The 14,834-nt window shown below is 52.0% G+C and carries 15 protein-coding genes and 1 pseudogene; 10 read left to right on the top strand and 6 right to left on the bottom strand.

Going from position 1 to position 14,834, the window contains the following annotated elements:
* Positions 1 to 159, bottom strand: coding sequence for a hypothetical protein (locus ACQ0MK_RS06240; protein WP_430475295.1), 159 nt, complete (start codon positions 157 to 159; stop codon positions 1 to 3).
* Here ACQ0MK_RS06240 and ACQ0MK_RS06235 point away from each other — a divergent pair.
* The 3 genes from ACQ0MK_RS06235 to rpmG all read left to right on the top strand — a co-directional run bounded on the left by ACQ0MK_RS06235 (position 158) and on the right by rpmG (position 2,540).
* A complete protein-coding gene (locus tag ACQ0MK_RS06235) occupies positions 158 to 574 on the top strand; it encodes a DUF983 domain-containing protein (RefSeq protein ID WP_430475294.1) in 417 nt (138 codons plus the stop codon). The two genes, ACQ0MK_RS06240 and ACQ0MK_RS06235, sit on opposite strands and share 2 nt — an antisense overlap.
* Before the next feature lie 96 nt (positions 575 to 670).
* A complete protein-coding gene (locus ACQ0MK_RS06230; protein WP_430475293.1) occupies positions 671 to 2,278 on the top strand; it encodes a S41 family peptidase in 1,608 nt (535 codons plus the stop codon).
* A gap of 94 nt (positions 2,279 to 2,372) precedes the next feature.
* Complete coding sequence (gene rpmG, locus ACQ0MK_RS06225) at positions 2,373 to 2,540, top strand: 50S ribosomal protein L33 (RefSeq protein WP_008890790.1); 168 nt, start codon at positions 2,373 to 2,375, stop codon at positions 2,538 to 2,540.
* A gap of 136 nt (positions 2,541 to 2,676) precedes the next feature.
* Here rpmG and ACQ0MK_RS06220 read toward each other — a convergent pair whose 3' ends face one another.
* Positions 2,677 to 3,051 (bottom strand): DUF423 domain-containing protein, encoded by a 375-nt coding sequence (locus tag ACQ0MK_RS06220; RefSeq protein ID WP_430475292.1) that lies wholly within the window; start codon positions 3,049 to 3,051, stop codon positions 2,677 to 2,679.
* A 389-nt stretch (positions 3,052 to 3,440) separates the two neighbouring features.
* On the opposite strand from ACQ0MK_RS06220, the pseudogene ACQ0MK_RS06215 reads away from it, so the two are divergent.
* A pseudogene (locus ACQ0MK_RS06215) lies at positions 3,441 to 4,159 on the top strand (IS5 family transposase); the annotation flags it as partial.
* A 12-nt stretch (positions 4,160 to 4,171) separates the two neighbouring features.
* On the opposite strand, the gene ACQ0MK_RS06210 reads toward ACQ0MK_RS06215, so the two are convergent.
* Entirely contained in the window at positions 4,172 to 4,852 is a 681-nt protein-coding gene (locus ACQ0MK_RS06210) for a Crp/Fnr family transcriptional regulator (protein ID WP_430475291.1), read from the bottom strand.
* A gap of 245 nt (positions 4,853 to 5,097) precedes the next feature.
* Between ACQ0MK_RS06210 and ACQ0MK_RS06205 the strand changes: the two genes are divergently transcribed.
* Together ACQ0MK_RS06205 and ggt are read left to right on the top strand one after the other, a co-directional pair.
* Complete coding sequence (locus tag ACQ0MK_RS06205) at positions 5,098 to 5,934, top strand: alpha/beta hydrolase (RefSeq protein ID WP_430475290.1); 837 nt, start codon at positions 5,098 to 5,100, stop codon at positions 5,932 to 5,934.
* A gap of 135 nt (positions 5,935 to 6,069) precedes the next feature.
* Complete coding sequence (ggt, locus tag ACQ0MK_RS06200) at positions 6,070 to 7,875, top strand: gamma-glutamyltransferase (RefSeq protein WP_430475289.1); 1,806 nt, start codon at positions 6,070 to 6,072, stop codon at positions 7,873 to 7,875.
* 80 nt (positions 7,876 to 7,955) lie between these two features.
* On the opposite strand, the gene ACQ0MK_RS06195 is transcribed toward ggt, so the two are convergent.
* Together ACQ0MK_RS06195 and ACQ0MK_RS06190 are read right to left on the bottom strand one after the other, a co-directional pair.
* A complete protein-coding gene (locus ACQ0MK_RS06195; protein ID WP_430475288.1) occupies positions 7,956 to 8,630 on the bottom strand; it encodes an HAD family hydrolase in 675 nt (224 codons plus the stop codon).
* An 11-nt stretch (positions 8,631 to 8,641) separates the two neighbouring features.
* A complete protein-coding gene (locus tag ACQ0MK_RS06190; RefSeq protein WP_430475287.1) occupies positions 8,642 to 8,995 on the bottom strand; it encodes an ArsC/Spx/MgsR family protein in 354 nt (117 codons plus the stop codon).
* Between the two features lie 142 nt (positions 8,996 to 9,137).
* Between ACQ0MK_RS06190 and dusA the strand changes: the two genes are divergently transcribed.
* From dusA to ACQ0MK_RS06170, 4 genes are read left to right on the top strand one after another with little or no spacing between them, the layout of a single operon-like run.
* Positions 9,138 to 10,133: a tRNA dihydrouridine(20/20a) synthase DusA gene (gene dusA, locus ACQ0MK_RS06185; RefSeq protein ID WP_430475286.1), complete on the top strand. Its 996-nt coding sequence runs from the start codon at positions 9,138 to 9,140 to the stop codon at positions 10,131 to 10,133.
* Positions 10,130 to 12,187: a bifunctional tRNA (5-methylaminomethyl-2-thiouridine)(34)-methyltransferase MnmD/FAD-dependent 5-carboxymethylaminomethyl-2-thiouridine(34) oxidoreductase MnmC gene (gene mnmC, locus ACQ0MK_RS06180; RefSeq protein WP_430475285.1), complete on the top strand. Its 2,058-nt coding sequence runs from the start codon at positions 10,130 to 10,132 to the stop codon at positions 12,185 to 12,187. Before dusA ends, mnmC begins: the two co-directional genes overlap by 4 nt.
* Entirely contained in the window at positions 12,184 to 13,395 is a 1,212-nt protein-coding gene (locus tag ACQ0MK_RS06175; RefSeq protein ID WP_430475284.1) for a 3-phenylpropionate MFS transporter, read from the top strand. Before mnmC ends, ACQ0MK_RS06175 begins: the two co-directional genes overlap by 4 nt.
* 59 nt (positions 13,396 to 13,454) lie before the next feature.
* Positions 13,455 to 14,312 carry a class I SAM-dependent methyltransferase gene (locus tag ACQ0MK_RS06170; protein WP_430475283.1) on the top strand — a complete coding sequence of 286 codons (858 nt, stop codon included), beginning with the start codon at positions 13,455 to 13,457 and terminating at the stop codon, positions 14,310 to 14,312.
* 9 nt (positions 14,313 to 14,321) lie between these two features.
* Here ACQ0MK_RS06170 and ACQ0MK_RS06165 read toward each other — a convergent pair whose 3' ends face one another.
* A complete protein-coding gene (locus ACQ0MK_RS06165) occupies positions 14,322 to 14,828 on the bottom strand; it encodes a GNAT family N-acetyltransferase (RefSeq protein ID WP_430476006.1) in 507 nt (168 codons plus the stop codon).
* Positions 14,829 to 14,834: the final 6 nt, after the last annotated feature.

Genomic DNA, 14,834 nt, shown 5'->3' with positions numbered 1-14,834 from the left:
TTATTCAACAACATCAATCTTGCTCGGCAGGTGATTTAATCCAACCGATTTCTCTTGCCTGTGCTCTTGAACATCATGATGATGACATAACGTTTCAATGCCCCTTTTTCCACCCGGATCAAGAGTAGGCCAGAAAGAAACAGGAGTGAAGCGCCCCATGACCGAACCCTACCAAGTGCCCACCGAGCCCCAGAGCAACAGCATTGATGCTGGCCCAAAAGATAGCAGCAGCCGCCTTTTACTTGGCCTGCGCCGTGGTCTCTGCCGTAAATGCCCCAATTGCGGCAATGGCTTTGCCTTTGGCGGATACCTTAAACTCCGCAGCCAATGCGATGCCTGCAACCATCCCATCGGAGAATACCGGTGTGATGATGCCCCGCCCTATTTTACGATTTTCCTGGTTGGTCACATTGTTGTTTCCGGTGTGCTGATGATGGAACAGTCCATGAAACCGTCATTTGGCTTGCAGCTATCGATCTGGCTGCCCACGACAGTCTTGCTTTGCCTTGGATTTTTACCCTTCATCAAAGGGGCTGTTCTTGGCGCACAATGGGCGATGCGGATCAAAGGATAGTCATTGGCTAAATACCAGATTCTCCTATAGAATACCTGCAGTTTGGTTCTCAGATTTTATCGGATTGGTCGCTTGGTCGATATTGGTCCATCGCAAATGGCACGCCTTGCTTTACAGAACGGCCTGCGCCAGTGGCGACGTATTGGTGTGGCGGTCGGACTTTGTCTTTTGCAAGCCGCCTGCGGGACGCCACAGGTTGCCGGGATCACGGCACCAGATGATCCACAAACCCGCGAACTGATCACGCAAACCATCGAACTTGTTGCTTCGCGCTACATCGATCCGATTAGCCGCGACCAAATTCTGGTGAATACCCTTGATGGGCTTTCAGACATTGATGCCGATATTCGCGTTGGCATCACCCCTGATGACCTAGTGTTACAATATGATCAACGCACCATTCGAACCATTCCATTACCGCAAGAAACATACGATCCCGCCAACCCTGACAGCACGCAAATCTGGTCAGAAATCACGCTAAATGGACTTGTAAGTTATCGTGCCTATTCCCCGCTTTTGCGAAATAGCCCAACCCTTGACGTGCAATCGGCACTTGTAAGCGGTGCCATTCGCAATCTTGACCGTTATAGCCGCTATGAAGGCCCTAAACAGGCCGCAACAGCCCGTAACCGGCGCGATGGCTATATCGGGATTGGCGTACGCCTGATCGGCGGCACCGGTTATCCTGTGGTCAAACTGGTCCACCCCGAAAGCCCGGCAGCCAAAGCCGGACTGCATCCGGGGGATCAGGTTATGTCGGTCAATGGTCAGGACATGTATGGCAAGGCCAGCACATTTGCTACCGCCCTTCTCCATGGCGAAGAAGGCAGCAGTGTTACCATTGAAGTCAATGCCGCGGGCACTGACGCGGTGACACCAATGGAAATCATGCGCGAACGCGTCATTGATCGCACAGTCTTTGCCGAGTTCCGCGACAATATCCTCATTGCACGCGTTAGCAGCTTTAACAGCGCAACGGCAACCGCGCTTGGCGATAACATTCTCAAAGCACAGCTTTATAAGGGCGGCCTGCAGGGCGTGGTTTTAGACCTTCGGGGAAATCGTGGCGGATTGCTGCAACAAGGGGTCGCGGTGGCTGACCTGTTCCTTGAAAATGGAGCAATCGGCAATACGTTTTCCCGTGTGACTGCAGCCCGCCATATTTTTAAGGCCGATGCCAAGGACCTGACAAACGGCGCACCGCTTGTTGTTCTGATTGATGGTCGCACGGCCTCATCGGCCGAATTGGTCGCCGCTGCCTTACAAGACCGTAACCGTGCGGTCCTGATCGGTTCGACAAGCTTTGGCAAAGGATCGGTTCAGGCAATCAATGACTTACCCAACCACGGCACGCTCACCTTTACCTGGTCTCGTATGACGGCGCCGTCTGGCTACACATTTGATAGAATCGGGATTTTTCCATCCATCTGTACGCAGTCCGGAGATGGCACGAATGCCGTTCATCCCGTTGCCGATGCTCTTTCCCAACGCGAGAAAATTGCATCGATGATGGTAAAATGGCGCAATCTTGAATATCAGGATGAAAAAAGCCGTCGGGAGCTCCGGAATGTCTGTCCAGCAAACTCAAGTGGCGATCTATTTGACGTCAAAGTTGCGCTGGAATTGTTGAAAAACAGCCCTGATTACAAGAATCTTGCCTTCATCGGACAACAGGAAATCGCCGACACTTTCCCGACGCACTAAAAATGCATTATTTTTCACCAAAATGGCTTGACACTCTGGCGATAACCTTTATGTTCCGCCGCCTGAGATACACCTGAACACAGGATGCAGAGACATGGCGAAGCCCGCTTCGATCCTCGTAAAGTTGGTAAGCACCGCAGATACCGGTTACTTCTATGTTGTTAAGAAGAACCCGCGGAATACCACCGAGAAATTCCAGTTTCGCAAGTACGACCCCGTCGTGCGTAAGCACGTCGTGTTCAAAGAAGCGAAAATGAAGTAGTCTGGTTCTTCGGAATCTGATTACACTCAGACTTTTAAAAAGACGTGTCCTTCGGGACACGTCTTTTTTCTTGCGCTGATAACAGCCTGTCGTGGCTTGAGAGACGTAAGATCACTCGCCTGCCCCCAAGCAGGCTTCAAGCGAAACGGCGAGAGCCTGCCGCAGCCAACAATAGCCAGCCAATGATAAAGGAAAATCCACCGATTGGCGCGACAGTACCAAAGGCTGTGACACCGCTAAAGGCGATGATATAGAGCGACCCACAAAAGAATAAAATGCCCACAAGCATGGCGTAGGCCGCAAGACGCAAAAACTTCTCATCGGGAACCTGATGAACAAGACCGGCAATCGCAGCCAATGCAACAGCATGGACAAGTTGATAATGCGCACCCTTCTCTACCAAACCGCGTGCATAATCCATTTCAGTCCCGGCCAAGCCATGTGCGGCGAATGCACCAAGACCCACTGCCACCGCACCATTCAATCCCGCCATCATCACAGATATTCGCATGCGTGGATTCCCCTTTGCGCATTCAGATCAAAAACATCGCGCAACAGTAATCATCTGCATCCGGTCCGGCCATGCGAAAACGCAAAAAAAATGGCCGTACAACAAATGTACGGCCAGTAAACTCTCTTGGGGGAGATATGCCGGACAATCGAAATGCCCGTCACACTCATATTAGTACCTGTGCAATATGCATATTTCTGTGACAACCATCACAACACGCAAAAATTTCATGCGATTTCGAATTTTTACGTTTTAGTAGAAAGGCATTCGATTGGTTTCAGGTCTTAGGGTCTGAACCCAATTGGGACGCTTGAAATTTATAGTCGAAATGTGATTCACCCTTTGGGAAAGGGAGTTATCACATGGCACGATTTGATTTGAGCGATAAAGAATGGGCGATCATTGCTCCGCTTCTTCCTGTTGACGGTCGTGGGCCGAAACGGCGCGACGACAGAACAGTTCTCAATGGCATCTTTTACATTCTTCGAACTGGCGCGCCCTGGCGGGATCTTCCGGGAAGGTATGGCCCGCCTACGACAGTCTATAATCGTTATGTCCGCTGGGGAGAACGCGGTATATGGCGCGATATATTCGAGGCCCTGGCATCAGAAGATGAAGATGCCCTTGTCTTTATCGACAGTTCGATTGTGAAGGCTCACCGCGCCGCGGCTGGGTCAAAAAAGGGGAACTGGCAGAAGGTATTGGACGCTCACGCGGTGGCAGGACAAGTAAAGTTCACGCCGCTGTAGATGTACTCGGTCGCCCGTTACGCCTTGCGGTCAGTGGCCGACAACTCCACGACAGCAAGATGATCGACTGCTTCCTGAATTGGTCAAAACCACCATTGGCCATTGTCGCCGACAAGGCCTATGGCAGTGCACGTATCCGTCAAGAGATAGAAGATGAAGGGGCTTTGCCGGTGATCCCCGCCAAGGTAAATGCCAAAAAGCCGATCCCCCATGATGCTGGCCTTTACGCCAAACGCAATCTGGTTGAACGCTTCTTCTGTCGCATGAAGGACATGAGGCGGCTCACTACCCGATACGAAAAGTGTGCAGAAAACTTCCTCAATATGGTCAGGATTTTTGCAATCAGATGTTGGGCCAATTGAGTCCAGACCCTAGTGAATCGACTCACTCAGGAATTCTTCCAATCGACGGACATCGGGAACGTAAAGACCAGTATCAATCTTTGAGACCAATCCTTTGCGACCAAGGCTTCCCATGACCCGCGCAACAGTTTCGCGTGATGTGCTCACACGGCCTGCGACTTCGGAATGAACCGGGACTGGCGATAACGTAGCAGCACCACCGTCAGGGCAAATTTCCTGGGCGCGGCGCAGAATTTCGGCAACCACCCGCTCGTTCGCGCCAAGTGTGCTGACATCGACAATGCGACGGGTTGATGTGCGGACAATTCTTGCCAATTCACTAATCACATTCCATGCAACGGACGGATGGCTTTTGACCACTTTTTCGAAATTCGCCGGGCTGAGAATACCGACATCGGTGTTGCTCACCGCAAACACACATGCTGAGCGTGGCTCACCGTCAATGGCTGAAAGCTGCCCGACGCAGCCGCCTGCACCAATTTCTTCAAGCGTGATTTCGCGCCCGGACAGGGAATAGTTCACAATACGCACCCGCCCCGAAAGGATCAGATAGACGTCCGAACTGTCCGCTTCCGGTTCAATAATCTGCGCCCCGGCAGCAAAAGTTTTGCGATTTATGTGACGTTCGACATCGGCAAGCGCGTCTTCGTCCAAATCCGCGAAAATACCAACGACAGATAATTTGACCATTTACCCAAGCTTTTTGTTGCATTGTTGTTGTTATCTGGATGGCAACTTTGATGCTGCCCTTATTCCCATTCCTCTGTCCCTGATCCAATCATAGGCAAACAACTTGGTACTGACAATCATTGCCAACACAAAACACCGATCATATATCGCAATAGACATATGCATGCTGCATGTGCGAACATCGCATATGATTTTCCACCATGACTTCATCTTGCACTGATCCTGTTTTCTTTAGGAGACCTGCCATGAGTCCAGAATTGGAAATTTTCCGCCGGAGCCCGGTCGCTAAACCCAAAAGCAAACACCCCATCGTTTTCGTTCACGGCGCCTTCACAGGTGCGTGGTGCTGGAACGAGCACTTTCTCGGGTGGTTTGCCGATCAGGGATTTGAAACAGTCTCCTTCTCCTTGCGCGGGCATGGTGGCAGTGGCGGAAGACAATTGCGCAACCTGGCTTCGATCGATGATTATGTCGAAGATTTGGAAGAAGTCGTCGACACCTTGGGCCAAAAACCGATCCTCATCGGCCATTCGATGGGCGGCTATATCATCCAGAAGTATCTCGAACGCCATAGTGCCGAGACCGCAATCTTGATGGCATCGGTCCCTCCCGAAGGACTTCTTGCCAGCAATGCGATGATGGCGCTGGCCCAGCCTGATCTGTTTTTCCAGATGTTCTGGCTTCAAGCCATCGGTCCGCATACCTATTTGCGCGAAAGGCTCGGGCGGGCAATGCTGTCGCCCGATATCGCAGAAGATGAAGGCATGATCTATTTTGGCCGCCTCGAAACTGAAAGCCAACGCGCATTGATGGATATGATGGGGGCAAATCCCGTTTTCCTGTCTGCCGAGGAAACGCCGTCAATGCTGGTGATCGGGGCACGTGATGACGAGATTATTCAAAGTGAACTAACCCATCACACCACCAAACGCTATGGCGCGGATTACGCACTTATTGACGACATTCATCATGCCATGATGCTGGATAAAAACTGGGAAAAGGTCGCTGAGACCATACTGGAATGGCTGCAAGTAAAACTGGTTTCCCAGCAACGTAGCAAGGGCAACAAGACCGCTGCATAATCCAGATAGCGGATCGATTTTTTACTGCACTCCAACACCCGTATCTGTCAGGATACGGGTGTTTGTATTTGCGCATTCCGTTCAGGGTTGTAATCCCCGCATTTCTGACATCGCCCCAGCAAAAAGGTCCGGAACATGCCCCTCATCGCTCCTGCTTCCTTATTCCCCACAAAACCACACATTCAAATTATCTCCGCGCTGGCGACAATTACACTTATCGCCGCAACGCCAGGTTACGCCACAGCCCAACAAACGACTGACTCCATTGCCCCGGAAAGCAGCACGGGAAATAGCACACCGGGATCGCGTGCTGAAGTGCGCGCAAAGGACTGGATGATCACTGCAGCCAACCCGCTTGCGGTTAAGGCCGGTGCAGACATCCTGCGCAATGGTGGAAATGCAATTGATGCCATGGTCACGGTTCAGACCATGCTCGGACTGGTCGAACCCCAGTCTTCGGGCATCGGTGGCGGTGCATTTCTGCTTTACTACGACGCCCGTTCAAAAAAACTGACAACGCTGGATGGGCGCGAAACGGCCCCGATGGATGCGACGCCTACCCTGTTTCAAGACGAAAACGGTGAACCGCTTGATTTCTATGATGCGGTTGTCGGTGGTCGCTCGGTTGGAACGCCGGGCACCCCCGCGTTATTGAAGGCAGCCCATGAAAATTGGGGACAGCTTTCCTGGAATTCGCTGTTCACCCCGGCGATCGAGACCGCCACCAACGGGTTTGAGGTATCAGAACGGCTTGCAGGACTGATTTCCAGTGACAGCGAAAAACTGTCCCGTGATCCGGTTGCGAAAAGCTACTTCTTTGATCAGGATGGAGTGCCCCTCATTACTGGGACACTGCTGAAAAACCCGGAATACACCGCCACCCTGCGTGATCTCGCAACGAACGGCACCGCGAACTTTTATAACGGCACAATTGCCAAGGATATCGTCGCAAAGGTTCGGGATGCACATTGGAACCCCGGTGTTCTGTCCCTGCAGGACATGGCAAATTATCGGGTAAAGGAACGTGCGCCGGTATGCGTGGATTACCGCGAGTATGACGTTTGCGGAATGGGACCACCATCATCAGGTGCCTTGACCGTGGGCCAAATTCTTGGGCTGCTCGAACCTTATGATCTGGCGGCACTGGGGCCACAGTCACCGGACAGCTGGCGGTTGATTGGTGATGCGTCACGCTTGGCATTTGCTGATCGCGGGCGATATATGGCCGATAGCGATTTCCTGCCAGTTCCAGTGGCCGGGCTGCTTGATAAAAGCTATCTGGCAGAACGATCCAAATTGCTTGCCGGTGAAACAGCCCTTGAAGATGTCAGTCCCGGCGCACCTGCCTTTAGCCATGCGATGCGCCTTACTGATGACGAAGCCATTGAACTGCCCAGCACCAGCCATTTTTCCATCGTCGATATTTATGGCAATGCGGTTTCAATGACGACAACCATTGAAAACGGCTTTGGGTCGCGCCTGATGGTCGGTGGCTTCATGTTGAATAACGAAATGACGGATTTCTCGTTCCGCACCCATTCTGACGGTGTTCCGATTGCCAATGCACTGGCACCCGGTAAACGTCCAAGATCATCGATGGCGCCGACGATTGCCATGAAAGACGGCACACCGGCGATTGTCACAGGATCCCCCGGTGGATCGCGGATCATCGGTTATGTTGCGCAGTCCCTGATCGCAATGATTGATTGGGACAAATCCCCGCAAGAAGCCATCGATATGCCGCATCTGGTCAACCGGTTTGGCACATATGACATCGAGGAAGGCACAAGTGCCGAAAGTCTTGAACCGGTCTTGGCCGCGCTGGGTTTCAAAACCAGTTTGCGTGATCTGAATTCTGGCATTCACGCGATCATGATTACTGATGACGGTTTGATTGGTGGTGCAGATTTGCGCCGTGAAGGTATCGTTATCGGACAATAACCACATCAAAATGAAAGACGGGCAGTCCACTATTTCGGACTGCCCATCTTTTTTTTTCGATCAGATGACCAATACCATGTTCAGGACGACGACACCCAGTCGGAGAGAAGCGCATAAAGATCCTTGTGATCCTTTGCGATGAAATCAGCACCCGCCTCACGCAGATAGCTTTCGGGTGTGATATCGACCAACCCGATGGTGGTCGCACCGGATGCAACACCTGCCCTGACACCATTCAGGCTGTCGTCAACGACAACGCAATCGGTTATCGGAACGCCCATCTTCTGCGCCGCCAACAAATAGACATCCGGATGTGGCTTGGCATTTTCAACGTCATGGGCGGAACAGATCCGATCTCCGAAACGCTCCTTGATGCCGACTTTACCCAAAGATACATCCATCTTGTCGTGCGGCCCGTTACTGCCAATCGCCATCGGGATGTTCCGCGCTTCCAATAGATCAAGAATCGGCACCAAATCAGGATATGGGACCAGATCCTTTTCAAAGGCCTCGAAGGTTTTGGCGTAACACTCCGAGATCCATGTATCTGGTAAAGTTACACCAAATCTTTCAGCCATTTTAGGCCCAACGGATGCTAGTGTACCTCCCAAAAAGAAATCGTGAGTTTGCTTAACATCCATCGGGCAACCATAGCTGCACAACAAATCGGTCAAGACCGCATTGGCAAGCGTTTCAGTATCAACAAGAACACCATCGCAATCAAAGATGACGCCCCGTACGACTGGCTTTGACATGTTCGGTATCCTTACAGTCGCGCCAGTTCGATCCAGCGTGCTTCATCATAGGCAACCGTCCGGGTTGCACCGAAATCAACAACCGGTCGTTTGATAACCGTGGGGTTGGCGGCAAGAATGGCTGAGGCTGCTGCACCGCCCTGCTCCAACGTCGCTTTGTCATCATCCGAAAGATTGCGATAGCTTGGACCACGTTTATTGACCAAAACCGCACCGCCAACTTCATCAAGCCAACCTTCAATGGTTTTGGCATCAATGCCATCGGCGCGGAAATCATGAAGTTTGTTTTCAACGCCCTGTGCGTCAAACCATTTAAGGGCCTTGCGTACCGTGTCGCAGTTCTTGATGCCGTAAATCGTAACCATATCAATTCCTGTGTTTTAATTCTTCGGGATGCAGCCATGCATCACGCAATCGGTTTTGACCCTAAATCCCGGAACATATATAAAGACCGCGCTTTGACTACGGCAAGCCCATTCACCCAGTTTGAAGACAATCGGTAGACCCATGACTGTTAATCGACGTATTTCCGTTGCCCCGATGATGGATTGGACGGACCGGCATGATCGCTATTTCTTGCGGCAGATCAGTCGTCATACGTTGCTTTATACCGAAATGGTCACCACCGGCGCGATCATTCATGGCGGCGTGGAACGGCATTTACGTTATCATGATGCAGAACATCCGATTGCCCTTCAACTTGGTGGTAGTGACCCGGATGATTTGGCCCGTGCTTGTGACATTGCCAATGCATATGCCTATGACGAGATTAACTTAAATTGCGGTTGTCCGTCTGATCGTGTGCAGAACGGCGCGTTTGGCGCCTGTCTGATGGGCACACCCGATGTGGTCGCAAACTGCGTCAAATCAATGATTTCGGCCAGTGACGCACCCGTAACGGTCAAGAACCGTATCGGCATTGATGATCAGGAAGATTATCCGTCGCTTAAACGGTTCACAGAAACGGTTGCCAATGCAGGCTGCACGACATTCATCGTGCATGCCCGCAAGGCGTGGCTTAAGGGCCTGTCGCCCAAGGAAAACCGCGAAGTGCCCCCGCTAAGGTACGAGCTTGTCTATCAGCTTAAGCAAGAATTCCCGGAACTTGAAATCCTGATCAATGGCGGCATCAAGACACTGGATGAGGCGCAAGAGCATTTGAAGCATGTTGACGGGGTTATGATCGGGCGTGAAGCGTATCAGAACCCTTCTGTTCTGTTTGATGTGGACCGGCGCTTCTACGGCGACGACAGCATACCGCTCAACCGCCATCAGGTCGTCGAGGCCATGTTGCCATATATCGAGCAGCACCTTACGGAAGAAAACGCAACCATCGGCCACGTTACCCGCCACATGCTTGGCCTGTTCCAGCAAATGCGCGGTGCCAAACAATGGCGCCGATATCTCAGCGAGAACGCCCATCGCAAAGGGGCCGGAACCGAAGTCATCCGCGAAGCTCTTGCCCTGGTCCCGGAGCAGGATGACGAGGCCCTGTCTGCATGACAGCCGACGACATTCCGACCGCGCCAGAAACAAAGTCATATGACGCCAGCGTGACAAATGCTGGCGTCATAACTTGGCGCGATGGCAATGTGCCATTTTCCCCGCATTTTGGTGACGTATATTACAGCCCAAAGAATGGCTTGGCTGAAACACGCTATGTGTTTATTGAAGGCAACAATCTTCCGACCGCTTGGCAAGGCCGCGAAAATTTTACCATTGGCGAAACCGGCTTTGGCACGGGCTTGAACTTTCTTGCCGCATGGCAGGCCTGGTTACAAGCCCCGCATAAATCAAAACGTCTTCATTTCGTTTCGGTCGAAAAATTTCCGCTTTCCCGTAATGACATGATCCGTGCCCATAAAATTTGGCCCGAGCTGTCAGAATTCTCAAAACAACTGGGCGATATTTGGCCAACGGAAACAATGTTGCCAGGCATACATCGGTTCATTCTTGGCAATGGCGCGGTAAGTCTGACACTTCTGATCGGCGATGCCATCACATGCTGGTCCGGATATGAGGGCAGTATTGATTGCTGGTTCCTTGATGGCTTTGCCCCTGCCCGAAATCCTGGTATGTGGCATGCGTCGTTGTTTTCAGCGATTGTCGCGGCATCCAGCACCAATGGCGCAACACTTGCCACTTTTAGCGCAGCACGTATCGTCCGCGACGGGCTTGAAAGTGCCGGATTTACGGTCAGTAAGCGCAAGGGGTTTGAATTTAAGCGTGACATGATCACGGCCACGCTCCCCGCCAAGGAACCCCAATCAGAAGGCTCCAACCGGTTTCATTTTACCGATGATCCATGGTTTAACCTTCCCAAGAACAGCAACGCCAAATCCGTTGCCGTAATCGGTGGCGGCATGGCCGGTGCGGCCTGTGCTGATGCGCTACGCAATCGTGGATGTCATGTCACGATCTTTGAAAAACGCGATCAGTTGGCAGATGCGGCATCGGGCAATCCCATTGGCATGATCGAGCCCTATTTCACGGCTGATGACGCCATTATGGGCCGATTCTTTGAGGCCGGATTTTGTTTCAGCCACCGTAAAATAAAACGTCTTGCCGATGATGGCCTGATAGAGGCCGTTTTTTGCGGTGTGCTTGACTTGGCCACCAGTGCCCGCAAACAAGAACGCCAAGACGGTTTGCTTGCACGGCTTGCTGATCATCCTGATCTTATACAGGCCATGTCACGCGATGAGGCCAGTGCATGCTTTGGCCTGCCCGTTCCGATGGGCGGGGTATTTTACCCGTCTGCCGGCTGGGTCAGCCCGCCTTCCTTCGTAAGGGCGCTCACCAACGGCATCAAATGTCACGTCTCAACCACGATCACCGACATTGGCGACACGCACGCGGGAAAAACGCTGATCAGCAGTGATGGGCGGGAATTTGGCCCGTATGACGCCGTGATCATTGCCGGTGCGACCGAAACAAGCACGCTTTCACAAACAAGGTGGCTGGAGGATCAACTGATCCCCGTTCGCGGTCAAATCAGTTACTGCCCGGAAACGGTCATTTCCGAACTGTATGGTAGCGCTAACATTCAATGTGTTCTGAGCTATAAGGGCCATATAACCCCGGCAAAAAACGGCATGCATGTCTTCGGCGCGACATTCCTGCGCGATGATGAACAAACCGATCTTCGCGATACTGATCATGCCTACAACGTCGCTCAGTTGGGCAAAGTCTTTCCCAAGATTGCAGAAAGCCTGTCATCCAAGTCCCTTGATGGCCGTGCAGCGTTGCGCACAACGACACAGGATCATTTGCCGGTGATTGGCCCTGCCCCGGATTTTGAACAATATCTTTCGGCCTATCCCGATCTGGACAAAGGTAAAAAAGGCGCGCGATATATCAATGCGCCCTACCACAAAGACGTGTATATCTGTACGGGATTTGGGGCGCGCGGACTGATCGGTGCCCCGCTTGCCGCCGAAATTCTTGCCAGTGAGATTTGCGACATGCCCCTGCCATTGGAAAAATCACTAATGGATGCCGTCCACCCTGCCCGCTTTATCGTTCGTGGACTTAAACGGCGGCAAATTACGGCATGAAAAACCCTAATCTGACACCCGACAATCAATCTTCTGACCACGCATCTGATCGCATGCAAACGGCAACGATACTTGCCCTGTTTTTTGTCGGATTATTTCTTATTCAAGGGGTTTTCCTGCCCTATTGGCCTGTATGGTTAAAGGCGCAAGGATTGTCGGCGGGTGAAATCGGTATATTGCTGTCATTGCCAAACTGGGTGCGTGTCTTTGCCGACCCGTTGATTGCCCAACGGGCAGACCGTACCGGCAACCGCAAAACGCCGATGCTGTGGCTGGGTGGCATTTATGTGCTCTCGATACTCGCATTCCCGGTTTCCAGTAACTTCTGGTGGTTGGCGGGATTATCCGTGGTGATCGGCTTTACCTTTTCGCCGCTATTGCCACTTGGCACCACGATCACGGTTCATGAATGCAAGGCCCGTGATCTTGATTACGGTCGCGTGCGCCTATGGGGATCGCTTGCGTTCATTTTTGCATCCTACGGTGCCGGTTGGGTCTTGGATGGCACATCGACATCGTGGATTGTCTGGATGCTGTTCATTGCCGGAATCGTCAATTTTGCGATCCTGACCCGCATGCCCGATCCGCAAACCGACCGCCCGTTGCGGTCTGGGTCCTCGCTGATTTACCTTTTGCGTAAACCGGTTTTCCTGATCTATCTCGGCTGTATCGGCTTTGCCCAAGGTGCACACGGCACCTATTACAGTTTTGCCTCCGTCCATTGGGAATCGGTTGGCTATTCCCATGAAATGATCGGGAGTTTCTGGTCAATCGGCGTGATCGCCGAAATTGCGCTATTTGCCGTTGCAGGCCGGTTCGTGCGTGGACGCCATCCGGGCATGTTGTTTGCGCTGGGCGCGTTCGCCGGTATTGTTCGCTGGCTCATTTTGGGATCAACCGACAATATCTGGCTGATCATTCTGGTTCAACCGCTGCACGCCATGACCTTTGGCATTACACATTTGGCCGCTGTAAGCTTTATTGCCCGTGCAATCCCGCAAGCCTTGGCCACATCTGCGCAAAGCCTGATGGCGACCCTTTCAATGGGGGTGTTTTTAGGCAGCAGCATTTGGGCATCCGGCCCGCTTTATGAGAATTTCGGATCACAAGCCTATTACGCCATGGCCATTCTTTCGGGAATTGCACTGGCATTTTCATTTTGGCTTATGCGAAGCTGGCGTGGTGAAGATCAGACATTTTGTGACTAACGCCACCCCTTAATCAAACACGCCCCTGTTTTACGACGTCAATTCAAAGAGATGCCATTATGACCGCCATGCCGTTCTCACGCAGAATGCGCCGATGGAAATTCGGACTAAAAACCCTGTTTGGCAGTTCTCCTGCGGGCTATTTCATCCCCTATCGTTATGCGAATGAAACGGCAAAAACAGTCGGGCGTCCATCCTATCCGGCAATAGAATCCATGATGGAACAGGCTGCGCCGACCATGAAGGCATGGTTGACCAAGGCTGCGACATATCAGGAAGAATTTGCAAGCTTTGGTAATGCAACGCCGCCTGAACCACGCTGGCAGCAAAGCTGGTTTCCGCGTCTTGATGGCATGATGGCCTATATTATCACCCGTGAATTCCGCCCGGATCGGATCGTTGAAATCGGATCAGGTCATTCCACACGATTTTATTATCGCGCGATCAAGGATGGTAAACTTGATACTGCCTTTCACGCGATTGATCCGGCCCCACGCGCAGATATTGCAAAACTGCCGATCACGATTGAACAGACCATTGTTCAAAAGGCTGATCTCGCGATTTTCTCCACCCTTACAGGCGGTGATATTCTGTCGATTGATTCAAGCCACATCATGATGCCCGGAACAGATGTTGATTTACTGTTCTCGTCAATCATTCCGACATTGCCCAGCGGCACGATCATTCATATCCATGACATCACCCTGCCCGATGACTACCCGGAAATCTGGCTATGGCGCGGCTATAACGAACAGCAAGGTGTTGCATCGCTTTTGGCAGGAAACGGATTTGAAATTCTGTGGTCCAGTGCCTATGCCACAACCCGACTTGATGATCTGATTGAAGGATCGATCGCCAATGGCATTCACATCCCCGAAGGCGCGCATGAGACCAGCCTGTGGTTGCGTAAAAAGTAAAGTACCCACTTAGTCGGGAAAGTGTCGATAGACAAGGTCGTCCGGGTCAGGACGGACTGCATCAGGGTCCAAAGACGCACCAAGGCGTTCAGCCAGGTGAATTGATCGCATATTTCGCGGTGCAATATAGCTGACCAATGTCTTTAGTTCGCGCACCTCAAAAGCCCATTTGCGCAATGCAATTGCAGCCTCTGCAGCAATTCCTCTTCCCTCTGCAGATGGGAAAAGAAACCACCCCAATTCATGCTCGGGGAACAATGGTCCGTAATTAATGCAAACCTGCCCCAAGCATTGCCCAGTCGTTTTTTCATCAACCATCAGTGCACCATGGCCCATCAAACACCATTGAGCAGCATCACTGCAGAACATCCGCCACGCCCCAGCCATATCAAATGGGCCGCCCATATGAACTGCACGTTCTGATAGCATCAGCTCCGCGTAAGCAGGCCAATCCCCCATTGCCATGGGACGTAGAACAAGGCGTTCCGTTTCAAGGTTTGGAAAATCACAGACCATTAAAGG

The organism is Thalassospira lucentensis, from assembly GCF_050516545.1.
Classification (GTDB): domain Bacteria; phylum Pseudomonadota; class Alphaproteobacteria; order Rhodospirillales; family Thalassospiraceae; genus Thalassospira; species Thalassospira lucentensis_C.
This window is presented reverse-complemented; position numbering and strand designations above follow the sequence as displayed.